The organism is Subtercola sp. PAMC28395, assembly GCF_018889995.1.
GTDB lineage: Bacteria > Actinomycetota > Actinomycetes > Actinomycetales > Microbacteriaceae > Subtercola.
In genome coordinates this window covers 1,456,187-1,479,934 of the sequence record NZ_CP076547.1, presented here as the reverse complement: position 1 = coordinate 1,479,934, position 23,748 = coordinate 1,456,187, and the positions used below count along the sequence as shown (strand labels likewise).

General features: G+C 66.3%; 18 protein-coding genes and 1 pseudogene. 7 read left to right on the top strand and 12 right to left on the bottom strand.

Annotated elements, in window-relative coordinates:
* Positions 1-88: 88 nt before the first annotated feature.
* On the top strand, positions 89-1,168 hold the full coding sequence (locus KPL76_RS06840) for a MoxR family ATPase (protein ID WP_216335702.1): 1,080 nt from the start codon (positions 89-91) through the stop codon (positions 1,166-1,168).
* A 207-nt stretch (positions 1,169-1,375) separates the two neighbouring features.
* The gene (locus KPL76_RS06835) at positions 1,376-2,683 is read left to right on the top strand and encodes a DUF58 domain-containing protein (RefSeq protein WP_216335701.1); all 1,308 of its coding nucleotides are present in this window, start codon (positions 1,376-1,378) and stop codon (positions 2,681-2,683) included.
* A gap of 129 nt (positions 2,684-2,812) precedes the next feature.
* On the opposite strand, the gene KPL76_RS06830 is transcribed toward KPL76_RS06835, so the two are convergent.
* A complete protein-coding gene (locus KPL76_RS06830; RefSeq protein ID WP_216335700.1) occupies positions 2,813-3,808 on the bottom strand; it encodes a stage II sporulation protein M in 996 nt (331 codons plus the stop codon).
* A gap of 17 nt (positions 3,809-3,825) precedes the next feature.
* Here KPL76_RS06830 and KPL76_RS06825 point away from each other — a divergent pair, with 17 nt between their 5' ends.
* On the top strand, positions 3,826-4,689 hold the full coding sequence (locus KPL76_RS06825; RefSeq protein WP_216335699.1) for an RDD family protein: 864 nt from the start codon (positions 3,826-3,828) through the stop codon (positions 4,687-4,689).
* Positions 4,690-4,975: 286 nt separating this feature from the next.
* Here KPL76_RS06825 and KPL76_RS06820 read toward each other — a convergent pair whose 3' ends face one another.
* Positions 4,976-5,188: a DUF3499 family protein gene (locus KPL76_RS06820; RefSeq protein ID WP_216335698.1), complete on the bottom strand. Its 213-nt coding sequence runs from the start codon at positions 5,186-5,188 to the stop codon at positions 4,976-4,978.
* 60 nt (positions 5,189-5,248) lie between these two features.
* On the opposite strand from KPL76_RS06820, the gene KPL76_RS06815 reads away from it, so the two are divergent.
* Complete coding sequence (locus tag KPL76_RS06815; RefSeq protein ID WP_216335697.1) at positions 5,249-5,689, top strand: metallopeptidase family protein; 441 nt, start codon at positions 5,249-5,251, stop codon at positions 5,687-5,689.
* 161 nt (positions 5,690-5,850) lie between these two features.
* Here KPL76_RS06815 and KPL76_RS14720 read toward each other — a convergent pair whose 3' ends face one another.
* From KPL76_RS14720 to manA, 5 genes are all read right to left on the bottom strand, one after another.
* The gene (locus KPL76_RS14720) at positions 5,851-7,290 is read right to left on the bottom strand and encodes a DUF5719 family protein (RefSeq protein ID WP_253202212.1); all 1,440 of its coding nucleotides are present in this window, start codon (positions 7,288-7,290) and stop codon (positions 5,851-5,853) included.
* Positions 7,280-10,390, bottom strand: coding sequence for a glycosyltransferase (locus KPL76_RS06795; RefSeq protein ID WP_216335693.1), 3,111 nt, complete (start codon positions 10,388-10,390; stop codon positions 7,280-7,282). Before KPL76_RS06795 ends, KPL76_RS14720 begins: the two co-directional genes overlap by 11 nt.
* A gap of 245 nt (positions 10,391-10,635) precedes the next feature.
* A complete protein-coding gene (locus KPL76_RS06790; protein ID WP_216335692.1) occupies positions 10,636-10,953 on the bottom strand; it encodes a WhiB family transcriptional regulator in 318 nt (105 codons plus the stop codon).
* A gap of 179 nt (positions 10,954-11,132) precedes the next feature.
* On the bottom strand, positions 11,133-13,244 hold the full coding sequence (locus tag KPL76_RS06785; protein ID WP_216335691.1) for an acyltransferase family protein: 2,112 nt from the start codon (positions 13,242-13,244) through the stop codon (positions 11,133-11,135).
* Between the two features lie 73 nt (positions 13,245-13,317).
* Positions 13,318-14,562: a mannose-6-phosphate isomerase, class I gene (manA, locus tag KPL76_RS06780; RefSeq protein WP_216335690.1), complete on the bottom strand. Its 1,245-nt coding sequence runs from the start codon at positions 14,560-14,562 to the stop codon at positions 13,318-13,320.
* Between the two features lie 133 nt (positions 14,563-14,695).
* Between manA and KPL76_RS06775 the strand changes: the two genes are divergently transcribed.
* The 3 genes from KPL76_RS06775 (at position 14,696) to KPL76_RS06765 (ending at position 18,626) form a co-directional block, all read left to right on the top strand.
* The gene (locus KPL76_RS06775) at positions 14,696-15,874 is read left to right on the top strand and encodes an acyl-CoA dehydrogenase family protein (protein ID WP_216335689.1); all 1,179 of its coding nucleotides are present in this window, start codon (positions 14,696-14,698) and stop codon (positions 15,872-15,874) included.
* 102 nt (positions 15,875-15,976) lie between these two features.
* On the top strand, positions 15,977-17,368 hold the full coding sequence (locus KPL76_RS06770; RefSeq protein ID WP_216335688.1) for an O-antigen ligase: 1,392 nt from the start codon (positions 15,977-15,979) through the stop codon (positions 17,366-17,368).
* 70 nt (positions 17,369-17,438) lie between these two features.
* Positions 17,439-18,626 (top strand): glycosyltransferase family 2 protein, encoded by a 1,188-nt coding sequence (locus KPL76_RS06765; RefSeq protein WP_216335687.1) that lies wholly within the window; start codon positions 17,439-17,441, stop codon positions 18,624-18,626.
* 43 nt (positions 18,627-18,669) lie between these two features.
* Here KPL76_RS06765 and KPL76_RS06760 read toward each other — a convergent pair.
* From KPL76_RS06760 to KPL76_RS06740, 5 genes and pseudogenes are all read right to left on the bottom strand, one after another.
* Positions 18,670-19,419 (bottom strand): annotated as a pseudogene (locus KPL76_RS06760) (ABC transporter ATP-binding protein); the annotation flags it as partial.
* On the bottom strand, positions 19,419-20,363 hold the full coding sequence (locus tag KPL76_RS06755; RefSeq protein ID WP_216335685.1) for an ABC transporter permease: 945 nt from the start codon (positions 20,361-20,363) through the stop codon (positions 19,419-19,421). The gene KPL76_RS06755 and the pseudogene KPL76_RS06760, both read right to left, overlap by 1 nt.
* A 79-nt stretch (positions 20,364-20,442) precedes the next feature.
* Complete coding sequence (locus KPL76_RS06750) at positions 20,443-21,906, bottom strand: glycosyltransferase (protein WP_216335684.1); 1,464 nt, start codon at positions 21,904-21,906, stop codon at positions 20,443-20,445.
* Positions 21,899-23,488, bottom strand: a complete 1,590-nt coding sequence (locus KPL76_RS06745; RefSeq protein ID WP_216335683.1) for a glycosyltransferase — start codon at positions 23,486-23,488, stop codon at positions 21,899-21,901. The genes KPL76_RS06750 and KPL76_RS06745 overlap by 8 nt, the downstream gene beginning before the upstream one ends.
* Positions 23,485-23,745, bottom strand: a complete 261-nt coding sequence (locus tag KPL76_RS06740) for a hypothetical protein (protein WP_216335682.1) — start codon at positions 23,743-23,745, stop codon at positions 23,485-23,487. Before KPL76_RS06740 ends, KPL76_RS06745 begins: the two co-directional genes overlap by 4 nt.
* Positions 23,746-23,748: the final 3 nt, after the last annotated feature.

The window sequence follows — 23,748 nt, the reverse complement described above, 5'->3', positions numbered from 1 at the left end:
GCCCCTCCTCCGCCGCCACCGCCGCATGCAGGCGACCGTGGACGACGGCCGTCCAGGCCTACAGCTTCTCGAACAAAGGACACTCTGAATGACTGAGACCTATCCCACACCGGCATCGACCAGCGATGCAGCACCGACGTCCGGATCGGCGCCCACCCCGGCCCCGGCCGTGACGACTGCGTCTGCAGTGACACCGGTCGCGGCGCCAGCGAGCACCAACGATGAGCTGAGGCTCGCGCTCTCGCGCGTGCGCACGGAGGTCGGCAAGGCGGTCGTCGGGCAGGACGGAGCCGTCACCGGTCTGCTGGTGGCACTGCTGGCCCGGGGGCACGTGCTGCTCGAGGGCGTTCCGGGTGTTGCCAAGACTCTCCTCGTGCGCTCCCTCGCCTCGGCACTCAGCCTCGATACGAAGAGGGTGCAGTTCACTCCCGACCTGATGCCGGGCGACGTCACCGGTTCGCTGGTCTACGACGGGCGTTCGGGCGAATTCGAGTTTCGTGAGGGGCCGGTGTTCACGAACATCCTGCTCGCCGATGAGATCAACCGCACACCTCCCAAGACGCAGTCAGCGCTGCTCGAGGCGATGGAGGAACGCCAGGTGAGCGTCGACGGGGTGAGCCGCCAGCTGCCCGACCCGTTCCTGGTCGCGGCGACGATGAACCCGATCGAATATGAGGGCACCTACATGCTGCCCGAGGCGCAGCTCGACCGGTTTCTGCTCAAGCTGACGCTCGATATTCCTGAGCGCGACGTCGAGATCGCCGTGCTGGCGCGTCACGCGGCCGGATTCAACCCGCGCGACCTCGGCGGGGCCGGCGTGACCCCGGTTCTCGGCGCGGCCCAGCTGCACGACGCGCAGGCCGCCGTTGCGCGCGTCGGCGCGACGGTGGATGTTCTGGCCTACGCCGTCGACCTCGCCAGGGCGACGCGGCAGAGCCCCTCGGTGAAGCTCGGTGTGAGTCCGCGCGGAAGCACGGCTCTTCTCGCGGCGGCGAAAGCGTGGGCGTGGCTCAACGGATTCGAGCGGATCACCCCCGACCACGTGCAGGCGATGGTTCTGCCCGTCTTCCGGCACCGCATCCAGCTGCGCCCGGAGGCCGAACTCGAGGGCGTCTCGGTCGACTCGATCCTGCGCGGTGTGCTGTCGCAGGTGCAGGTACCGATCTAGGGCGTGTCTCCCAACTCCGGGTCGAAGCGAGCAGCACGTCTCGAGGTGGCCTGCAAGGCCGAAGAGGAGTTCGCACTGGAAGTGCGTGCGACGATGAGAACGCCGCAGGGCTCCCCGAGACGCGCAGCGCAGCCGGCGCAGAGTTGGGAGACACGCCCTAAGCCCTCAGTTCCACCGAGACCATCCACACCGAGAAAGGAGAACACCATGGCGATTTCAGGGCGTTTCGTGCTGCTGCTGGCGCTCGGTGTTCTGCCGATCGTGGTGCTCGGGCAGGCCTACGGGCTGGCCGCCGAGGGCCTGGCAGCCTGGTTGACACTCACGGTACTGCTCGGCGTCGTCGATCTCACTCTCGCCGGCTCCCCGCGGCGCCTTGCGGCCGAACGTGTGCTGCCGCAGCGTGTGCGCCTCGGCGAGAGCGTCACGAGCGAGCTGTACCTCACCAACACCGGTCGCCGGATGCTCCGCGGCACAGTGCGCGACGCGTGGCAGCCCTCGGCCGGCGCCGCCACGACGAGGTCGGCCGTCGACATTCCGCGCGGCGAACGGCGTCTCGTGAGCGTCGAGCTCAGGCCGTTCAGGCGGGGGGAACGCCGGGTGGAGTTCACGAGCATCCGGTCGTTCGGGCCTCTCGGCCTGTGGGCCCGCCAGGCGACGCTGCGTGTGCCGGGGCGCATCCGGGTACTGCCGCCGTTCACCTCGCGCAAACACCTGCCATCGAGGCTGGCCCGGCTGCGGGAACTCGATGGGCGCACGAGCCTGATGATCCGTGGGCAGGGTACGGAGTTCGACAGCCTGCGCGAGTATGTGCGGGGCGACGATGTGCGGTCGATCGACTGGCGAGCCACCGCACGGCGCGACGAGGTCGTCGTTCGCACCTGGCGGCCGGAGCGTGATCGACGCGTCGTGATCGTGATCGACACGGGCCGCACGAGCGCCGCGCGCATCGACAACGAACCGCGCCTCGACACCGCGTTCGAGTCGGCGCTGCTGCTGGCAGCTCTCGCCACGAGGGCAGGCGACCGGGTGGATGTTCTGGCCTACGACCGGCGAACGCGCGCCCGTGTGCAGGGCGCCGTCGGGCCCGAGCTGTTGTCGCGCATGGTCGACGCCCTCGCCACGGTCGACCCCGAGCTTCTGGAGATGGACTGGAGCGCGATTCCAGCGCGGGTGCGCGAGATCACGAACCAGCGGGCGCTGGTGGTGCTGCTGACCTCGGCGGAGACGCCCGGGTCCTCGCAGGGTCTGCTTGCCGTGCTGCCGCAGCTCACCCAGCGGCACACGGTGCTTGTGGCGTCGGTCTCCGACCCGGAGACGTTTGCGCGCACCGCCCGGCTCGGCTCACGCGACGAGGTGTACACCGCGGCGGCGGCCGAACGTGCGCTGCTCGACGTTGCCCGCGTCTCTGCCGCGCTCCGGCAGCAGGGCGCCGACGTCGTCACGGGTTCCCCCGCCGACCTGCCCCCCGCCGTCGCCGACCGCTACCTCGCCCTCAAAGCCGCCGGCCGCCTCTAGCCCCTCACCCCCTGCCCGCTGCCCTCCGGCCCAATCGACTTGCCCGAATGCGCCAGGTTTTGCCTGAAATGTCGCTCATTCGGGCAATTCGATGGCGCTCAAGACTGGGGCGGGGCGGAGAGTGCGAAGCTATGCGGCGACGAGACGCTTCGCGCCGGCGTCGAAGTCGGCCAGGTCGCCCGTCTGGCCCGCGCGGGCGGCCCGGCCGCCGACGAACAGCATGTAGAACAGGAATGCGGCGAGCGCAACGGCTCCGATGCCGATCTTGACTGGCCACGGCCAGGGCTGCGGGGTGACGAAGCCCTCGATCACGCCCGAGACGAGAAGCACGAACACGAGCCCGATCGCCACCGTGAACAGCGCCCGCCCGTCTTCGGCGAGCGCCTGGCCCCGCGTTCGCGGGCCCGGGGCGATCCATGCCCAGAAGATGCGGAGCCCGGCGGCGGCCCCCACGAAGATCGCCGTGAGTTCGAGCATCCCGTGCGGCAGGATGTACTGGAAGAACACGTCGGCATGCCCGAAATGGAAGAGCACCGCGGCGTTCACGCCGAGGTTGATCGCGTTCTGAAGCAACAGATACGGCACGTAGACGCCCACGATGCCGAATGCCACACACTGCGCAGTGATCCAGGCGTTGTTCGTCCAGACCTGGCCGGTGAACGACGCCGCCGGATTGTTGGAGTAGTAGTTGACGAAGTCCTGTTCGGCGACCTTGCGGAGCTGGTCGTCTGTGCCGAAGTTGGCGAGCACTTGCGGGTCATTGAGCGCCCACACGGCATAGAGTGTGCTCACAGCAAGCGTGGCCAGCGCCACCACCAGCACGAGCCAGCGGATACGGTAGAGCGCGGCCGGCAGCTGCAGGGCGAAGAACGCCGGCAGCTGGGCGAGCACATTCGGGCTGGCACCGGTGAACCGCAGCCGGGCACGCGAGAGCGACACCGACAGCCGGTCGCCGACAGCCGTCGAACCCGCCGAGGTGGTGAGAGCCGAGAGTTGGGACGCGCCGGACTGGTAGCGCTCGATCAGCTCGTCTGCCTCTGCACCGCTCGGGTTCCGGAGTCGGCCGAGTTCATCGAGGCGATTCCATTCGGCTCGATGTGCTGCTGAGTATGCGTCAAGATCCATCTGCTTAGATGATAGCCATGGCTGAGCCACTTCTCGCTCCCCTCGGAGCGACACACTCACTCGAGCACAACGACGCGCTCCTCGTCACGGGCGAGGCCGTGGCTCTCGACGTGCGGCCCACCAGCTTCATCCTGCGTGCGGCCGGCACCATGATCGACGTCCTGTTCTCGGTCGGCCTGTTCATCGGGGCGGTGTTCCTGATCAGCTTCTGGCAGGCCTCGACCGGTGCCGACGACGCCATCACCCAGGCCGCCATCGTGACGAGCCTGGTGTTCTGCATCGTGGTGGTGCCGACGGTGGTCGAAACGCTGATGAAGGGCCGGTCGCTCGGCAGGCTCGCCGTCGGGGCGCGGATCGTGCGCGACGACGGGGGCGCAGCATCCTTTCGCCATGCCTTCATCAGGGCGCTCACGGGCGTGCTCGAGATCTACTTCACGCTGGGTGGCCTCGCCGTGATCGTGGCGCTGTTGAACCCACGATCGAAGCGCCTCGGTGACCTGCTGGCCGGCACCTACAGCCAGCACGAACGCGTGCCGAAGGTGGTCTCGCAGGCCGCGCCGATGCCGCCGCAGCTGTACGGCTGGGCACAGGTGGCCGATGTGGCGAAGCTGCCAGACCGGCTCGCCCGGCGCATCGCGCAGTTCCTCGCCGAGGCGAGCCACATGACTCCGGATGCCCGGCAGCGCCACGCCGCGGCCCTTCTGTTCGAGGCGGCGCCGTTCGTGTCGCCCGTGCCTCCGGTGCCGCCTGAGCTGCTGTTGCTCGGAATCGCGGCTCTCCGTCGCGACCGGGAGACCGCTGCCCTGCACCTCGAGTCGGCTCGGCTCGCACGCCTGTCGCCGCTTCTCTCGGGCCTCCCCCACGGCTACCCCCGCCGCTAGCCCGCCCTCGCTCGGCGCCACGTCGACTTTCCCGTTTGCGCAGGGTTTCGGCGAATTTCTTGCACATTCGGGCAACTCGACGGCTTGGCGCGCCGGAAGCGAGGGGGCACGCGAGATGACACGAATGCCCCGCGCGCGCTCCCGATTGGGCGGATGGCGTCATCTCAATAGCGCTTTTCTCCAGCGGCGCCACGTCGACTTTCCCGTTTGCGCAGGGTTTCGGCGAATTTCTTGCACATTCGGGCAACTCGACCGCGGGATGCCCGGGGCCCGGGCGCGACGCCGACTAGAAGTCGGTGCCTACCGTGGTGTAGCGCACGACCTGCCAGCCTTGGGGGGCCGAGAGCTTCTCGGTGTGCTTCGCGCACAGGTCGTAGCTGTGCGGTTCGTGCTGGAAGCTAAGGGGGCCGAGAACCGCGATGGAGTCGGCGTAGACGTAGGTGAACGTCGAGACGGCTTCGCCCTGGCAGGTGATGCGCGAGCAGGTTCTGGTGGTCATTGATTACAGACTATGCACGAGAGGGTGAACGGCCAGGCGGGCGCGCCGTAAGCTTGCTCTATGCCACGTCCACGGCGGAACACCGGAGCCAAAACTTCGCGCTACCGATACCGCAACCGCCATGGCCGTACTCTGCGTTCGTCGGTCACGGGGCCGCATCTGCCACCGCTTCGCACGCGAATCGACCTCTTCGAGATGACCGTGGCGTCGACCGCCGACTACCTCAAGGGCGTCTGGCCCGAAGAACTCGCTGATGTGATCTTCGAGATCGGCGCCGTGCCCCTGGGGATGCCTGCTGAGGGCGCCCCAGTGGAACGATGGAAGGTGATCGGCAATCGCATCATTCTGTTCCGGCTGCCCATCCAGCGACTGACCAAGCTGCACCGCGACGACGAGCTGCACAAGCGCATGGTGATCGAGAGCTGCGTGTTCCGCGGCGTGGCCGAGTATCTCGGGAAAGACCCCTGGGATCTGGCGCCCGACCGGTACCGGCACTTCTGAGCACCGGGCATGACTCGCTCGGCGAGTGCTGCCGCCTGACCCGCGAGCGCGGGTGAGTCAGGTTTCGACACGGCCGTTTCGTCGCCTACTCAGCCAGCGGGGTGGTGGAGCGGGTTTCGATACGGCCGCTTCGCCCCCTGCTCAACGCGGGACCACGTGCATTACCCGCGGTAGATCGTGATCGGCGAGGCGAGGGGGCTTGCCGGGCTCACAGCGAACGCCGAGATGAGTCCGTCGCCGAGGTAGCCCACAGATGCCGTGAGCGGCGCTGATGTGGTCACGGCGTATGTCGTCGCATTCGACAGCGGCACGCCCGTGGCACTGCCTGCCGCGACCGTGAGGGTCTGCGGTGAACCGCCGGCGTTCGGGGTGACGGTGACCGCAGCATCCGTGCCGCCGGTGTTGACCAGTTGGAGCTTCGGGTTCGGGCCCGTGGCCGTGGCGACGATGAACGATCCGGCGAGCAACGGGCTCGACTGGTACCAGGCGTAGTCGACGCCGCCGCTGACGACTGCCGAACGGGCCCCCGCGACCACAGGCTGGTCTGACGCCACTGTGACCGCATACGTGTCGTCGGTGAGCGAGGGGAACGGGAACTCCGTCACGATGCCGCCGGTCGCGCTGTAGTTCACGGTGGTGTCTGCCACGCCGAGCGTCTCACTCTTGAGGGTGACGGTGAGCGTCGCCGATTCCGAACCGGGTACATAGACCCGAAGCGTGGCAGGCAGGTCACTCGAGGCCGGGTCGGTCGCCCGTTCGGCGATGGCGCTCGTACTGACCACCTGGACCCCCGAGATCGTCTGGGTCAGCGCAGGGCCAGCAGTGGGGCCGACCACATCGATGCCGCCGGGAGTCAGTGACCGTACAATGCTCGACTGGAGCGACGCGAGCACGCTGCCCCCGGCGCTGGTGACATGGATGACCGGCGAAACCAGGTTCGGTGCGAGCCCCGCCAGCGACAGAGCCCGCTGCGAGTGCGGCTGGACGATGATGCCGCTTGTACCCGGCGCACTCACCAGCCCGGTCTCGCCGAAGATGCCGAGGGTGACGGTCGCCAGCACATCGCTCGGATTGCTCAGCATGACGAAGCTCGTGCGCCCGGTCGTTGTCGCACCGGCCACCAGCCAGCTGTCGGGAGTAGCCTCGGCACATTCCGTGCTCGCCAGTCCGACGAGGTCGCTCTCGGAGACCTGCACCGACTGGCTGCCTGCCAACAGGGTACCGTCTGCACCCGTCGCGGTGAGGCTTGTGGGGAGCGCTCCTCCGGGGCGTGAATCGGGCGTCTGGAGCTCAGAAGTGTTGATGCCGGTGGAGCTCGGGTCTGCGCCGGTCTGCAGCACCGGGGCGCCCACCGAGACGAGCGAGGGGGAACCCTGGGCGCGGTCCGCAGTGGCGCCGCCATCGATCTGCACCAAGGGGCCGGGGCAGGCCCGCGTCTGGTCGGAGGCCTCTGGCGTCACTGTCACACTCGGCACTCCGGCTGCGTGCTGCGGCAGGTCGAGGAACGCGGCCGAGGCGACCGTCGCCACCCCGAGCGCGAGCACCACCACGCTGGTCGCCAGCCGCACGCTGGTGCGGGCGACGGATGATCTACTCGCCACGGTGCGCCTCCTCAGTGGGCTCGGCAGAGGTTTCAGCTGAGGCATCTGCGCTGGTATCTGCGCTGGTATCTGCGCTGGGGCGCGCGCTGGGGCCAGTGCTGACGCCTTCAGCAGCGCTCCTGCCTTCAGGATCGGGTTCAGCATCAACAGGATCGGTCTCGGCACTATCAGGATCGGGCTCAGCGCCATCAGGATCGGTCTCGGCGCCATCAGGATCTGGCTCAGCGCCAGCCGCAAGCGCGCCCGACTCGTCAGGCTCCGCCAGCTCCTCGAGCTCCGCAGCCTCGTCGAGCGCCGTTGCGGCTCGCAGCCCATGGGCCTCGAGTCGCCCCGCAGGCAGTGCCAGCAACAACGCCAACCCGAAGACGACGGCCTGGATGATCAGAATGAGTACGCCCGTCGGAGTGCCGGTATTCGAGGGTGATGGCGCCGGCAACGCGGATAGTCCGGGGCTGCCGGTCACCTGCCAGAGCTTGCCGGCGAAGGTCTGCCCGATGGAGGTCAGTGAGGCGTTGCTGTCGAACGAGCTGGTGGCGCGGGCAGCGACGGCTTGGGCATCCGTCGACGAGGCAGTGGCAGCGGGCGGGGCGAGCACAACAAACTCGATGCCGAGCTGGGCAAGTTCTGCCGTGGGGTCTGTGCTGCTGCGGGAGGCAAGGTTGCCCACCAGGTTCGCCAGGTTCTGCTCGGCGGGCGACAGGCCGACAACGGTCGCGGCGAGCGTGGACTGCGTCTCGAGCGTGGCACCTGCGCCATGGACGACGGACGCCGCGAGGCCACCATTCGATTGCGGAACGAGCACCAAGGTGCCGACCCGGGGGTTCGACGTGGCCTCTGCCGTGACGAAAGCGGGAAGCGATTGACCGGTGCCCGGCCGCATTGCGCTCGTGCCGACCAGGGTGGACGTCGCCACAGGTACCGCGAGCACAGCGATGGCCACCGCAGCCACCACTGCGGGGAGAGCCGCGAGCCGGGTGAAGCTCGACAGGCCGATCGTCGCTGCACCGAGAAGGCCGAGCCAGAAGAGGCTGAGCCCGGCACCCGGCCAGATCGAGATCTCGAGCGCGCCGGTCGACGAGACCGAGATCATCGTGGCCGCGACCGCAGTGGCGAAGCCCAGCACAGCGACGAGGGCAGCGAGGGCGGCGGCATACGATCTCGGGAGGAAGAGCGCCACGAGAGCGATGAGCGCCAGGGGCACCACGAGCAGCACAGCGATGAGCTGCACGGTTGCCGAATCGAGACCGACTGCCGCGCCGATACCCGACCAGCCGCCGAGACCGCTCTGCGGCTGCCCGAGAAGCAGATCGATGAGGCTGACAGGGCCGTGCGCGTTCGGGAGTCCGGGGTCGGCGAGCAGGCCAAGCGGTGTGCCCCTCTGGAACTGGTCATACGCGAGGGGCAGGAAGAGCGCCAGCGCCGGAATCGGGATGCCGATGTACCGGGCAATGGCCCGGCGTGAGAAGACAACCGCGCCGAACCACAGCACAAGCAGCGCCGGCCAGAGCGACGGCGCTGCGGCGAGCACACCGGCGAAGAGGAGCGAAGCAATCGCAGAGGCAGGCCACGACCGCGCTGCAGACAGCGCTGCGAGAACGAGCCACGGCAGCAGGAGGTGCGCGATGATGGCACCGACCTGGCCGGCATCCATCGAGCTGAGGAACGGTGGAGCGATCACCCACAGCACGGCTGCGAAAACCCGCAGGCCCTGCCTCGAGGTGAGTTTTGCAGCGCAGAACCATGCTGCCAGGGCCGCCAGGGGGAAGGCAGCGAGGTACAGCACCACCAGCGCAACCGACGGCGACCAGAACGTGATCGAGCCGAAGACTGCCACCATGTAGGCGAAGGGGTCGGATGCGCCTACAAAGCCGAGCCCCAAGTCACGCCAGCCGTAACCGACCTGTGCCCACAGGCCTCCGACGTCGCCCAGGGGCAGGAACGATCCACCAGTGAGAGCCGCTGAGCCGAGCAGCGGAAAGAAGAGAGCAAGCCCAAGCACCGCGGCCGCGATGACGATGGCTGCACCTCCACCGGAGAAGAAGAACAGCTCCTCTCGCGAGCCTCGAGCACGCGACAGCGCGAGTTCACGCACCAGCGCATTGCGGCGGCGCACCTCGCCACCGGGAACACGGAGCGGGGCTACTGCCCCCCAGCTTGCGGACCGAGTTGTACGAATGGAGCGCCGCGCAGCACCGACGCGACCGCTGAAGGCCGTTCTGAACGCCGCCGCGAATTCACCGGTGACGGCGCCCGGCTGCTTGCGAAGAACCTGGAAGAACGTTCTCACGACGGCAAGAGGCACCAACGACAACCAGTGGAAGACCACTGCGAACGCGGGGGCGTAGACCAGGCGCCGGTGTAGTTGGGCCGCGCGCCGAGCCGACTGGCGCTTGCGGCGCTGGGAGCCCTTCGCCGAAGTACCGGGACCCGAGAGCCCGTCGCCCGCAGTCGCGACCTTCGCGTCGGGTACGGCCATGACCCGGTGGCCGGCGAGCCTCGCCCTGATCGAGAAGTCGAGGCCGTTGTCCGCAGTGTGAAGGGCGTCGTCGAACCCACCGAGCTGGTTCCAGACGGTGTGGCGAACCAGCATGCCCGCCGCACCGACGCCGAGAACGTCGCTCATCCGGTCGTGCTGCGCCTGGTCGAGTTCACGCTCGACCAGGGGAACACTCGACCCGAATCGAGTGATCGATTCGCCGAACCCGGCGATGTAGTCGCCGTTGTTCCACTCCATCTGCTTGGGGCCGGCGACCGCCACCGAAGGGTTCACTTCGACCGCAGCCAGCAGAGCCGCAAGCGCACCGGGTTCGGGCGCGCTGTCGTGTGCGAGGAGCCAGAGCCATTCGGAATCGGAGGAGGGAGGAGACACCACGCCGAGAGCGTGCGAGATCGCGACGCCGAAGGTGAGCCTGCTCGAGGCCGACAGGAACCCGGTGGGTTGAACCTCAGAGAGGAGTTTGGCCGTTGTATCGGTCGACGCAGCATCGACGACGACGAGAGCATCGGGTCGCCGGGTCTGGGCCTCGACGGCCGCCAGCGTACGCGGAAGACGCTCCGCGCCATTGTGGGCGACCAGTACGGCAGTTACTCGGGCTTGCATTCATTCGACTCTAGACGCGAGCCCCGTCGAAACGCCGATGCTCCACGGCGCGCCCCTATGCAGGTGTGCCTCCGAGCACGTCGAGGCCGGTGCGGAGTCACGCCGCGTGCGCAGTGAACCCTGTTCGCAGTGACGCTCGTGGTCACTGGAGCCGGGGGGCACCGAATCACCGGGCACCCCACCCAGTGGGCACGAAGCTAGTGGGCACCGAAGCCAGTGGGCACCGGAGCCAGTGAGCGCTGGCGCTAGCTGGCCTGCTTGCGGAGTTTGCGACGTTCCCGTTCGGAGAGCCCGCCCCAGATGCCGAAACGCTCGTCGTTCTGCAACGCATACTCGAGGCACTGTGCCTTGACCTCGCACGTCTGGCAGATGCGCTTCGCGTCGCGGGTCGACCCACCCTTTTCGGGAAAGAATGCCTCGGGGTCGGTCTGGGCGCAGAGCGAATCCGTCTGCCAGGCGAGCGGATTGTCTTCAGCCTGTCGGACCCCCGGAACACCGAGAATGACGGGGTCGACGAACCAGTCGTCTGGTGCCCCCGAGTGGAGGCCTGCTACTGGTGACATATCATGCCCTCCATTCTTCAAGACTTCGACGTGCCGAGCCTTTTCGAAAAACCCCTATAACTAATTACACCGATGTAGTTCGCTCTCGTCAAGTCGCAGATCGTAAACCCTCAACCCTTCATCTAAGGTTTGCGACAGGCCAGAATATCCGTCAATTTCGCCGGTGGGCGGACCTTATTTCAGAGAGCGGACCGTATTTGCGGGCCGACTATCGACTCGAGGGTGCGCGAGAACGTCTGGGTCAGATGATTGCTTCCGAAGTAGACGATGAATCCACCGATCACGACATGACAGGTTGTGGCATCGCAGAGATCGTCTGTCAGATCGATGAACGAGACCGACGGCATCTGGGCTGCCGCCGTCGACAGTGGGTCCTGTCCCAGGTCGAGAGTGGCGGTCGCTCGCGGCTGCGAACAGGGGTCGTACTGGGCGAGGTGGGTGGCGACACAGGCGGGAATGTCCTCCTTGTCGGCGTTCGGGAGATCGCGGATCACGATCACCCGTTTGCCCGCGTCGAGAAGCGGTTGCCACGCCTTCTCGAAGTCGCCCGCCGCGATCGGGCGCCCTCCGAGGCTCGGCGGTGGCTCGACATAGCTTCTGGTGTAGTCGGTGAACAACACCGCATTGATCGCGGCGTTCTGCGACACCGACGCAAGCACACTCCGCCCCCAATCGGTGCATGACTGCATGCGCTCTGGCACGTCATAGCCGAAGCTCGCCACATCTGACGCACCGGTACCAGCACACCAGGACTTCAGATAGGTGATGAAATGGATGTGATTCGCCTGCCCGTATTCATCCAGGGCCGTGAGGTACTGCCCAGCGTGCGAATCCCCGACCAGCGCGACAGTTGACGTAGCCGTCGCCAGGTCACCGATGTCGCAGGTCATGACGGCTGTTGCATCGAAGGTCTGCTTGCACTCGTCGACCGACTGGACACCGCGGCCGATGTCGGTCTCGGCGTAGGCAGGAGTCGTCAGGGTCGTGACCGCGTACGGCTGGGGGCACTGGTTCTCGGGAAGAGCTGCCGGCGCACCCGCGCATCTCGGGTTGTCCCGGATGGCAGCGGCGGCCGCTGCAGAGATCTGGTAGCTCGCGATGAAGGGCTGGCAATAGCCGAGCGTTGCTCCGAGCGCCACGATCACCGTGCAGCCCAGGGTGAGGGCGAGCGCCTTCCCTGCCCCTCGGCGGGTCAAGGTCGCGTGAACCCTGAACGGCTCCTCCACGAACCGCTTGGTGATGTACGCGAGCAGGATGGCGGAAGCCAGGATGAGCACCCGCGCCTTCCCATCAAGCGGCTGTGCCGTCACAAACGGGACCAACACGATCAATGGCCAGTGCCAGAGATACAGCGAGTACGACACTCCGCCCACCCACTGCACCGGCCTGAGCCCGAGCAGCGCGCCAGGAGACCACCGCCCTGTCGCAGAGCCCGCCCAGATCACCAGGAGGGTGCCCACCACGGGAGGAATCGCGCCGATGCCGGGGAAGGGGGTCGCCGCGGAGTAGCACAGCACCGTGATCGCGATGATGGTGAGGCCGAGCCAGCTCACCACGGCACCACGGAGGGGTCGAGAACGCGCAGCACCCTGTGTGAGCAGGGCAAGCAGTCCGCCTGCGCCGAACTCCCACGCCCGAGCGGTCGTGACGAAGTACGCAGCCGACGGGGTGACGGCGACCGCATAGATGGAGTACACGAGACTGGCCGCCGTCACAACAACCAGGACGCCGACAACGATGGAACGCCGCGAAGAGACTCTGCGCAGCCTGCCGACGGCCAGGAGAAGAACGATGACGAGCGGCCACGCGAGGTAGAACTGCTCCTCGACCGACAGCGACCAGAAGTGTTCCACCGGCGAGGGAGCATTCACCGCGGCCAGGTAGTCGACGGCGTTGTAGGCCAGCAGCCAGTTCTGCACGTAGAGCGCAGAGGCGCCGATCTCCGAGTAGAACTGCTGCCACTGCACGGTGGGCACGGCCATGAGTACTGCGAGCCCCGTGACGGCGAGCACGAGGAGGCTGGCAGGAAGGAGGCGTCGTGCCCGCCGTGCCCAGAAGACCAGCAGTCGCACGCTCCCCGTGCGGTCGATCTCCCGCATGAGGTGCCCGACGATGAGAAAGCCGGAGATGACGAAGAAGATGTCGACACCGACAAAACCGCCCGGCAGCCTCACGGGCCAGAGGTGATAGACCACGACCGAGAGAACAGCGATCGCGCGCAGAGCCTGGATCTCGGGTCGGATGCCTCCTCCCTTGATGGCGGCATCCTCGCGGATCTGGCGTCTGGTCATTGTCACGATGCGTCAACCGTATCAACGGTGCAGAGGCGGATCTGCCTCCGAACCCGGGGCGACCCCATCGTGCTTACGCAGCCCCCGGCCCCGCCAGAAAGAGCTCACCCTCGCCCGAGAACGTGAGCTCGCCCTCGTCTGGCGTCACGAAGAACGAGGCACCGTGCGCGACCATCGCCGAACCCGTCGCCGACGAGACAGTCACCCCACCCGAGGTGCAGATGACGATGGCCGGCCCGAGAGGCAGGTACCGGGCATCCACCAGCCCTGGCGTCACCCGCACGAGTTCGAAGTCGATCACGTCGGGCTGGTACACCTCGACACCCGCAGAAGGATGCCCGGGGTTCAGGTACGGCACGGGCAACGAGTCGAACACCAGCACACTCAGCAGCTCCGGCACGTCGATGTACTTCGGCGTGAGCCCGCCCCGCAGCACATTGTCGGAGGCGGCCATGAGCTCGACCCCGAGCCCCTTCAGATAGGCATGGATGTTGCCGGCCGGCAGGAAGAGCGCCTCACCCCGATTCAGCGTCACGCGGTTGAGCAGCAGCGAGATCACGACGCCCGGGTCGCCGGGGTACTCGGCCGCGAGGTCACGCACGGTCGCAAGCGCGGCCCCGAACTCACCCTCGAGCAGCCCCTCGGCCGCACCCTCGTCACCAGAACCGTCGCCGCCGACGAGCGACGTCACCTGCCGCACCAGCGCGAGCACCTCTTCGCCACCGGAGAGCAGCCACTCCACCGCAGTGCGCAGAGCCTCGTGGGTGTCGCCGCGCAACTGGCTCTCGAGGGCCGACAGCAGCTCGGGTTCGGGCACGGCGGCCCGGGCATCCGCCGCCTTCAGCAGGGTGATGATGCCGTGGATCTCTGAGACGGGCCGGAACCCGCAGAGCGCCTCGAATTTCTCGCTCAGCGCAAAGATGACCTCCGGCTTGTGCAGTGGGTCTTTGTAGTTGCGGTTCGGCGCGTCGGGCGCGAGACCCTCGGCGTTCTCACGTTCGAAGCCTGCCCGGGCAGCGCTCAGCGTCGGGTGCGCCTGCAGGGAGAGCGGTCGCTCGGCGCTCAGGATCTTCAACAGGTAGGGCAGGTGGCCATGGCTGCCGGATGCCCGTTCCGGGTCGTTCGCGATCCACTCCGTGAGCGTGCGGGCGCCGCCGGTCTGCGCGGGGTCGACGATCACGCTGGGCGAACCCGGGTGAGCGCCCAGCCAGAGCTCGGCCTGGGGAGAGGTGGAGGCGGGTTGGCCCAGAAGGTCGGTGATCGCACGCTCGGAGCCCCACGCGTAATCCCGGGGCGTGTTGGTGATCTGTACGAACATTCTGAAGAAACCCCTCCGTTGTTTTAGACCAAACTACCAACTGGGTTTGAGGGCTCTGGCACCGCCCCTAGGCTGATGCGGCCGTGACAGCGATGTGCGGCCACAGTGACACAGAACCGAACGGATGAACCCCATGACTTTCGAACCCCTCGCCAGCGACTTCTTCGGCTACTCGGCTCACCTGAGCGAACAGGAGAAGGAGTCGATCATGGCTCTGCGCAGCTACCTCGAGACCGAGGTCAAGCCGCTCGTGAACGGCCTGTGGGAGCGTGCGGAGTTCCCGCACCAGATCGTGAAGAAGCTCGCAGAGCTCGACGTGTACCGCTTCGGTTGGGAGTCGACCAAGCCGTTCGAGAACTCGGCCGTCTTCCGCGGATTCGTCGCCCTCGAGCTCGCCCGCATCGATGCCTCTGTCGCCACCCACGTCGGTGTGCACAATGGGCTCGCCATGGGGTCGGTGAACGTCGCCGGTTCAGACGAACAGCGCGCCGAGTGGCTGCCGAAGATGGCGACCGGCGAGATCGTCGGTGCGTTCGGCCTCACCGAGCCCGACTCAGGGTCTGACTCGGCCCAGGGGCTTCGCACTGTGGCCACGCGCGATGGCGACGACTGGATCCTGAACGGCTCCAAGCGCTGGATCGGCAATGCCACCTTCAGCGACATCACGATCATCTGGGCGAAGTCGGCCGAAGACGGGCAGGTGAAGGGCTTCATCGTGAAGACCGACACCCCCGGGTACACGGCCACCAAGATCGAGGGCAAGCAGAGCCTTCGCATCGTACAGAATGCCGACATCACCCTCGAGAACGTGCGCGTACCCGAGTCGATGCGCCTGCAGAACGCGAACAGCTTCCGCGACACCGCATCGGTCTTGCGCCTCACCCGTGCCGAGGTGGCCTGGGCCGCGGTCGGCAACTCGATCGGCGCCTACGAAGCGGCGCTCAGGTACACCAAGCAGCGTGTGCAGTTCGGCAAGCCGATCGCCTCGCACCAGCTCGTGCAAGACCTCCTGGTGAAGAGCCTCGGCAACATCACCTCGAGCCTGGGCATGGTCGTCCAGGTGTCACGGATGCTCGACGAAGGTGTTCAGCGCGACGAGCACTCTGCGCTGGCCAAGGCCTTCGCCACTGCCCGCATGCGCGAAACCGTCGCCTGGTGCCGCGAGGCCCTCGGCGGCAACGGAATCGTTCTGGAATACGACGTGGCCCGTCACTTCGCCGACGCCGAGGCGCTGTATTCCTACGAGGGCACCCGCGAGATGAACACTCTCATCGTGGGACGCACGATCACCGGCTTTGCTGCCTTCGTTTAGTCCCCACCACCGGGCCGAGTTGCGTCCTTCCTATAACGATTGAGGGGAATGCCCCCTACTCGGGGGCGTGAGTCTGGGTTGGCTGGGTAGCCTTGAGGACTGATGAAATCCTCTGTGCGCTCTGACGACCCGCTGCTGTACAGGCCGGCCTTCGTTGCCGCGGCCGAACCCACGTCGGGCGCGAAAGCGCGTGTACGGTTCGCCGGGTTCGTGCTGTTCACGGCGCTCGGGGGTGATGCCTGGCAGAGCCTGCTGGGCTGGCCGGCGTTCATCGTCCTGGTGGTCGGGCTCACGATCGCCTGCGCCGTGGTGCTGGCGCGGAGCCATCGAGTCAGCCCCGTGCGCTGGACGCGGTACTCCAAGCCGCTTGCCGCCTTCCTCGTGCTCTGTACGGGGTCGCTGCTCTGGTCCCAGTACACCGGCGCGACAGCGCTGGGCGTCACCGCCCAGTGGCTCGCAGCCATCGCCGGCGTGACCCTGGCCGTCACCCTCACCTGGCTCGAGATCCTCCGGGCGCTCGGCGTGGCACTGCGCTGGCTGCTGGGGTTGTCGTTGGTGTTCGAGGTCTACGTCGGCACGATCATCCGGCAGCCTCTGCATGCGCTGTGGATCTTCTCGGGTGGCCAGGGCGTGCCGCTGGAATACGAGTGGAGCTCGGCGGAGCTGCTGAACGGCGGGCCGATCCAGGGCATCGTGGGCAACCGGAACCTGTTGGCCTTCCTCGCTCTTCTCGCGCTCATCGTGTTCGCAATTGAGTGGGTCGAAAGAACCAGGGGCGCAGTCAACAGCGTCATCTGGCTCGCCGTGGCGCTTCTTGCCCATTCCCTCACCCGCTCGGCCACCGTGCTCATGGCCACTGTCGGTGTGGCCTTCGTACTGCTCATCGCGATGCTCATCCGCCGGGTGCCGGTTCACAAGAGACTGGCGATCTACCCGTTCGGCATTCTGGGGCTGGGCGGCGTCGCCTATGCGACGATCACCCTCTCTGACCAACTCTTCCCTCTGCTCGGGCGCGGCGACGACCTCACCGGGCGCGTCGACATCTGGAACACGGTGCTGAACCTGGCCTGGCAGCACCCGGTCTTCGGTTGGGGCTGGGTGAGCTACTGGGCACCGTGGGTGGAGCCGTTCAATGGCTTGGTCGTCATCGACGGCACCGAGTACCTTCAGGCGCACAATGCCTGGGTCGACCTCTTTCTTCAGCTGGGGTTCGTGGGCGTGTTCGTGTTCGGGTGTCTGATCGCCGCCACCACCGTGCGGTGCTGGTGGATGGCCGTTGATCCCACTCCGAGCGCCACCGTCGGCGGCACCCCCTCGCCGTACCAGGCCATCGCCCTGTTGCCGCTGTTGCTGCTCGCGGCCCTCGTGATCCAGAGCCTCACTGAGTCGCGGCTCCTGGTCGAGGGCAACTTCCTGCTGCTCGTACTCCTCGCCACCAAGGTGAAGCTCGACCCGCTGCCGCTCGGGCCACCGCCTCGCGCGGTGGCGGGCTGAACCCCATAGGCTGGTTGCGGTACTGCATCGGAGCCGCCCGGACTTCGTCAGCATGCCAGGAGAGCCGAGAATGCCCGTAGTTGACTTCGTCGAGACCACTGAGCCCGTCTGCAGCGTCATCGTTCTTGCCTGGCGCCTTGATGAACCGCTCATCGATTGCCTGAGATCACTGGCTGCGTCACAGGATGCGCCTGCGTTCGAGGTGATCGTCGTTCAGAACGGTGCAGACGACGCAGTGAAGGACGCGCTGGCGACAACGGTGACCGGGGCACGGATTCTCGATATTCCCGAGAACGTCGGCTTCGGTGGCGGGTGCAATGCCGGCGCCTCACTTGCCCGTGGTGAGTTCGTCGTGTTCCTGAACGACGACACCGTCGTCGACGAATTCTGGCTGGGTGCCCTTCATCGTGGCATTCTGTCGGACGACAGTGCGGGTGCGGTCGCCAGCCTTCTCCTGAATCCCGATGGCTCTGTGCAGGAGGCCGGGAGCCGGGTACTCGGCGACAGGGGCACGGTGCAGTTCGGAGCGGGGATGACACTCGACGAAGCGGCGGCTGCGGGTCTGCTCGAACGGCGCCAGATCGACTACGGGTCTGCCGCCGCGCTCCTGGTTCGAACAGAGCTGTTCCGCAGGGCCGCCGGATTCGACCCCATCTACGAACCCGCGTACTTCGAAGACGTCGACCTGCAATTCCGATTGCGGTCGGCCGGGGACGACGTCGTCTTCGAACCTCGCGCCCGTGTGGTTCACCTCTCCGGTGGCTCCACCTCGTCGGGCATCGCCTTTCGAACCTGGGCGGCGACCCACTCTGGCGAGATCTTCTCCGAGCGTTGGGCTTCGACGTTGGCCACCGCTCCCCGCAAGACGGATGCGCTCTCTGCGCTGTGTGACGTTCCGATCGACGACGACATCGTCAGCGGTGGCCGGCACCTCTCCACTGCCGAGCAGATCGTCGCAGGTTCGCACGTCACTGCCCTGACCATCGCGCGCGCCTTCACTTCGTGGATCTCTGTCAACTTCGACGAGCTCGAAGCAGGCCGGGTCGAGATCAGTCGCCTCCACCATGAGGTCCAGTTGCGCAATGAGAAGATCGAACGGCTCGAGACGGCCCTCGCTGGCGCCGAACGCGAGAACGCCGAGCTCACCGCCGAACGCGACCTTCTGGCTGCCCGATTGGGCGATCTGGATTCACGGGGCCCGATCGGCGTGATCAAGTGGCAGGCGGGCCTGTTCAGAAACCGCCGCGCGACAAACTGAGCCGCTCGACCAGGTGAACCGTCCCTGACAGAAGGGGTCAGTGCTCGAAGGACTCCCGGAGCGCCAGGATTCCCTCTGCCGGTCCACCGTCAAAGACCACATTCCCGTGCGAGAGCACGACGACCCGGTCGCACAGGTCTTCGACCTGCGCCGCAGAATGGCTCACCAGAATGATCGTGCGCCCCTCCTGCTGGAACTCGCGGATCTTGTTCATGCACTTCTCCTGGAACGGCTCGTCTCCCACAGCCAGAACCTCGTCGACCAGCAGTATGTCGGGGTCGACGTGAACAGCGATGGCGAAGGCGAGTCGTACGTACATGCCCGAGGAGTAGAACTTCACCTGGGTGTCGATGAAAGCTTCGATCTCTGAGAATTCGACGATGGAATCGAAGTACTCGTCAGTCTGCGCGCGGCTCAAACCGAGGATGGAACTGTTCAGGTAGACGTTCTCGCGCCCGGTGAGATCGGGATGGAACCCCGCGCCGAGCTCGAGGAGCGCGGCAAGGCGGCCGCGGCGCTGCACAGATCCGTCGTTCGGCTCGATGATGCCGCCGAGTACCTTCAGAAGGGTGCTCTTGCCTGAGCCATTGGCACCGACCAGGCCGATCGTCGACCCCGCCTTGATCTCGAACGACACGTCGCGGAGGGCCCAGAAGTCGTCTTTGTGCTTGTTGGACCGCCCGAAATTGACGATCCGCTCCTTCAGCGACTTGTCTTTACGAATGACAAAACGTTTGGAGACGTTCGTCGCCCTGACGACGGTCGGGGCGTTGGCGAGCAGCGGTGACGGCATCAGATCTCCTGCGCGAAGTTGCCCTGCAGGCGGGAGAAGATGCGCTGCGCGAAGTACAGCACAACAAGCCCCACCACGGCGCAGACGATGAGGCGCAGATCCATGTTTGCTGGCCATTCCTGGGGAGGAATGGTGTTGCCTTCAATGACCCGCGTCTGGCTGCCGGCCTGCCAGATGCCCCGCTGGAAGGCGAGGATCGCGAGGGAGATCGGGTTCAACAGGTAGACCTCGAGGAGCCAGCTGTGGTTCTTCACCGCGTTCACGACCAGTGTCCATGAGTAGACGATCGGCGAGGCCCAGAACAGCAGCAGCATTGCAACCTCGACCAGGTACTGGATGTCTCGCAGATACACGTTGAGAGCTGAGAGCAGGATGGCGAACGCCACGCCCCAGATCAGCACGATGACCACGGCTGCAGGTACATAGAGCAGGTTGAGTGACACCGGGAACTGCCCGAGAACGACCGTCGCAAGGATCAGGATGCCGAACTGGATCAGGAAGTTGAAGATAGCAGAACCGGTAGCGGCCAGCGGAAAGATCTCGCGAGGCAGGTAGACCTTCTTGATCAACCCGGCGTTGGTCACAATCGACGAGGTACCCGAAGCGATGATCTCGGAGTAGAGCCCCCACAGGGTGAGACCTGCGAAGACGAAGATGGCGAAGTCGGGAACACCACGCGAGGCCCCGAGCACAGTTCCGATGAACACGTAGTAGATCAGCAATTGCGTGAGCGGCTTGATCAGTGACCAGACGAACCCGAGGCTGCTGTCTTTGTAACGCGACTTCAGTTCGCGCCGGATGAGAAGGTCGAGAAGCTGGCGATGCGAGACGATCTCTTTGATCGAGGCGACGAAGCCCCCGACGGCCTTGGGGCCCGCGCTGACCGAAACCTCGAAGGGCAGTTCGGCCAATCGTGCAGCTCGTACCTCGGCAACGCTTGCCATTCGTGCTCTTTCCCGGGGACGTCAGGCGCATCCCACCGATAGATACTACGCGTTCAGAGCTGAACGTTGGCGTCTGCTGCTACGCGGACGGCGATGATCCGGGTACCGCTTCGAAATACTCCCACAGCTCGCTGGCGTAGTCCGACCAGTCCCTGGCCGGCAGATCCTGCGCCTCCAGCACCAGCCTGGCATGCAGTTCGTCGTCGAGGAGACCTGCCTTCAGACCGCGGAACACATCGTCGTCGTCGCGCGGGTCCACGAAGATCGCGCCGCCTGAGATGGCGATCTCCTTCATGCTCCCGAAGTTCGAGGTGATCACCGGCGTGCCTGCAGCCAGGGATTCCCCGACCGGCAACCCGAAGCCTTCGTTCAACGAAGGGAAGATCGTCACGCGGGCAAGCCGGTACGCACTCCAGAGCAGGCTGTCAGACACCGCTGAGATCGCGCGAACCGGTCGACCCTGGGTCGCAAGAGTGTCGAGCTGCGCGCGGAATTCGTCCCCGTGCCAGCCATTGCCTCCGATGAAGACCAACTGGAACGAGACGCCTTCGCGCCAGAGTCGTTCGGCTGCGAACAGAACCGCGAGGTGGTTCTTTCGCGGTTCGTGACTGCCCACGCAGACCACGAGCGGGTCAGAGCCTTCGACAAGTTTCTTCGTCGCCTCGGCGAATTCCGGGGCCGACACCTGTTCGGCGACGCTGGGCAACAGCAGGGGTTCGATCTCGGGGCCGGTCAGGCCCGCACCGCCGAGCATCCGCTTCCAGCCCCGGTATTCTGTCGCCGCCGCGACCGAGATCGTCGAGACCTGGTCGAAGTGGGCGAGAGCGGCGAGATTCTTGGCGAATGCCGCGGACATGCCTTCGCCGACGGTCTCTGACGAGGTGAGGGGAACGCAGTCGAAACCGATGACACCCGTGCGGTTTCCCGAGAATTCCGCGAAGCACTGGAGCCTCGCCGTGCGATCGGTCTCGATGGCGAGTTCAGGGAGGATGTATCGGCTCTGGTACGGAATCGTGAGTTGCCACTTCGACGCACGCGCGATTCGCGGCACCGAACCGTACAGCGCATTCTGTCGCTCCGGCGCCGAGAGCTGCCGAAGGCCGGTGAACCCGGGGTCCCAGCCCACGAGTTCGACGCCCGTCCGGTCGTTCCACTCCACGATCGTCTGGCGGACGACGCGCTGGATGCCCGTGGCGAGCCCGGTGCGGGAGGTGTGATGGACATCGACGAACACACCGCCGGTGACGATCCGCACCTCGACCGAACGGTTGGGTGCACGCAGCCGACGACTGTGCTTCACGGCCGCCTCGAGCGCGTGGACGGTTCCGTTCAGAGCGGCATCCCTCCGGAAGCGCTCGAAATCGGATACGAACGGGAACTGGGCGGAGATGGCTGCAAGGGCCAGCCACAGGCGTGCTGTGTCGGTCGCCACCGACTCCGCGATGCGCTCGAGTCGCACGCCCAGGGGCAGGGTCTCGCCGGAATCCACACCCAGAGTGCGGCCCAGGGTGAGGAGTCGGGAATCGAGTACGGAATCAGACATGTGTACCAGCCTCCAAGGGCTCCATGAGGTCGCGCCACAGCTCGCTGGCATAGTCCTGCCAGGTTCGTGGACTTCGGGCTAGAGCCTCTGCCACGAGCGAATCGTGAAGCGCGTCGTCGGTCAACAGTCGGCGCATCGTCGCGGTGATGTCGGCGTCGTCGCGTGGATCGACGGTGAGGCACCCTCCTCCGGAGGCGATCTCGAGAGTGCTTCCGAAGTTCGAAGTGATCGAGGGAACACCGAGCGCCAGCGACTCTGCAACGGGCAGGCCGTATCCCTCGTGGATCGAAGGGAAGATGGTGAACCAGGCCGACCGGTACGAGTCAGCGAGCACGTCGTCGCCGACCCCCCTCATGAGTTCGACGGCGAAACCGGCCCTGCGCAGACGTGTGACTTCACGATCGACGAGGCGCTTGTAGTCCGGGCGGGCGCCGCCGATCATCCGCAGCCTGAAGCGCAACCCCGAACGCCAGAGCGTCTCGGCAGCGAAGAGAACCGCGAGCAGGTTCTTGCGGGGCTCCTGGTTGCCGACAATCAACACCAGGCGCCCTGAACCAGGGGTACCAGCCTGGGCCGAGCCGGAGCGGGAGGCGGAGAGCGAGCCGCTTGCTGACGGTGCCGACACTGCCCCCGGTGGCTGGGCCGGCAGGAGTACAGCACTCACCTGGGGCCCGGAGAGTCCCTGCGCTCGCGCGGCATCGGTATAGCCCCTGAACTCCTCGGCCGCCGAAACACTGATGGCTGCGACGCGCGACGCGTGTTTCACGATCGTGGAGTAGCGCGCGAACTTCTCGGTCTCGGTGTCGGGAAGCAGGTCGGCGCTCACGAATGGAATGGCGTCGTAGCCGATCATGACCACCCTGTTGCCCGAGAATTCGGCGAGGGCGGCCAACCGTGCCGACACGCTCTCGCGTGCGGCCTCTGGCAGGATGACGGTGGTTCGGAAGGGCACGATCAGCACCGGAGCTGCAGCCTCGAGGCCCCGAACCGAGCTGTCGCCACTCGGCCCAGCGCTGCGCGTGTTCCACTCCAGCACGCGGTCACTCTCGACGCCAGAGAGAGCGCAGAAGGCGTCGTCGCCGTCGTTCCACCTGGCCAGAACGAGTGGATGCTCGGCATTCCACAATGCGACGGTCTCCCGAACGACGCGCTGGATGCCGGTGTTGTGCTCGTTGGTGGCGCAGAAGTCGACGTCGACCACCGGCGAATCCTGCACAATCCGGATGCTGCTCGCCATCGAGCGCAGCCATACCCCCGAGCGGCTGATGCCATCGAGAAGGGTGATCAGCGCAAGCGACGGTTCGGCCAACGACAGCTCGCGGCGCACCCTCGCCAGCAGCTCGGCTGCAGGGAACGACGCGGCGACTGCCGTGAGCAGGAGCCAGAGCTCGTCGACGCGCGCCGTCGACTGGACCTGCCGCGCGAGGGTGTCTGCGAGTACACCGGTTCCACGGGCTGCGACCCCGTCGATGTCACAGGATGCCGGCAACAGAACCTCGGCGGCCGCCCGCAGTCTCGACTCGAGCGCGCGTTCAGATTCTTCGACGAACGGTGCCGGGTCCTGTTCGAAGAGTGCCTTCACGAACTTCTGCTCGGCGAGTCATTTCGCTTGATCTGCAGGGACCTGACGGCCCGGAGCGGAGTGGTGACGCGCCAGGACAGCGTCTGCTTCATCGCGGCCAGCGCCGACGCATCGAAGTGCTCGGCAGTGAGCCATCGGCCCACCACCCGGTTTGCGATCGCATCGAGTTCGGCCTGCAGGTCATCGCGTTGTTTCTCGAGGGACGTCACGCGATCGCCGTCGGAGGTGTTGCTCTCGTGAGCGCTGTCTTGTGGCACCGC

Excerpts from the sequence above, each read along its gene's own strand:
- KPL76_RS06815 (WP_216335697.1), top strand. The coding sequence starts at position 5,249 with ATGCCACGTCCACGGCGGAACACCGGAGCCAAAACTTCGCGCTACCGA.
- KPL76_RS06785 (WP_216335691.1), bottom strand. The coding sequence starts at position 13,244 with ATGACCAGACGCCAGATCCGCGAGGATGCCGCCATCAAGGGAGGAGGC.
- KPL76_RS06840 (WP_216335702.1), top strand. The coding sequence starts at position 89 with ATGACTGAGACCTATCCCACACCGGCATCGACCAGCGATGCAGCACCG.
- KPL76_RS06755 (WP_216335685.1), bottom strand. The coding sequence starts at position 20,363 with ATGGCAAGCGTTGCCGAGGTACGAGCTGCACGATTGGCCGAACTGCCC.
- KPL76_RS06770 (WP_216335688.1), top strand. The coding sequence starts at position 15,977 with ATGAAATCCTCTGTGCGCTCTGACGACCCGCTGCTGTACAGGCCGGCC.
- KPL76_RS06750 (WP_216335684.1), bottom strand. The coding sequence starts at position 21,906 with ATGTCTGATTCCGTACTCGATTCCCGACTCCTCACCCTGGGCCGCACT.
- KPL76_RS06795 (WP_216335693.1), bottom strand. The coding sequence starts at position 10,390 with ATGCAAGCCCGAGTAACTGCCGTACTGGTCGCCCACAATGGCGCGGAG.
- manA (WP_216335690.1), bottom strand. The coding sequence starts at position 14,562 with ATGTTCGTACAGATCACCAACACGCCCCGGGATTACGCGTGGGGCTCC.
- KPL76_RS06765 (WP_216335687.1), top strand. The coding sequence starts at position 17,439 with ATGCCCGTAGTTGACTTCGTCGAGACCACTGAGCCCGTCTGCAGCGTC.
- KPL76_RS06825 (WP_216335699.1), top strand. The coding sequence starts at position 3,826 with ATGGCTGAGCCACTTCTCGCTCCCCTCGGAGCGACACACTCACTCGAG.
- KPL76_RS06775 (WP_216335689.1), top strand. The coding sequence starts at position 14,696 with ATGACTTTCGAACCCCTCGCCAGCGACTTCTTCGGCTACTCGGCTCAC.
- KPL76_RS06790 (WP_216335692.1), bottom strand. The coding sequence starts at position 10,953 with ATGTCACCAGTAGCAGGCCTCCACTCGGGGGCACCAGACGACTGGTTC.
- KPL76_RS06820 (WP_216335698.1), bottom strand. The coding sequence starts at position 5,188 with ATGACCACCAGAACCTGCTCGCGCATCACCTGCCAGGGCGAAGCCGTC.
- KPL76_RS06835 (WP_216335701.1), top strand. The coding sequence starts at position 1,376 with ATGGCGATTTCAGGGCGTTTCGTGCTGCTGCTGGCGCTCGGTGTTCTG.
- KPL76_RS06830 (WP_216335700.1), bottom strand. The coding sequence starts at position 3,808 with ATGGATCTTGACGCATACTCAGCAGCACATCGAGCCGAATGGAATCGC.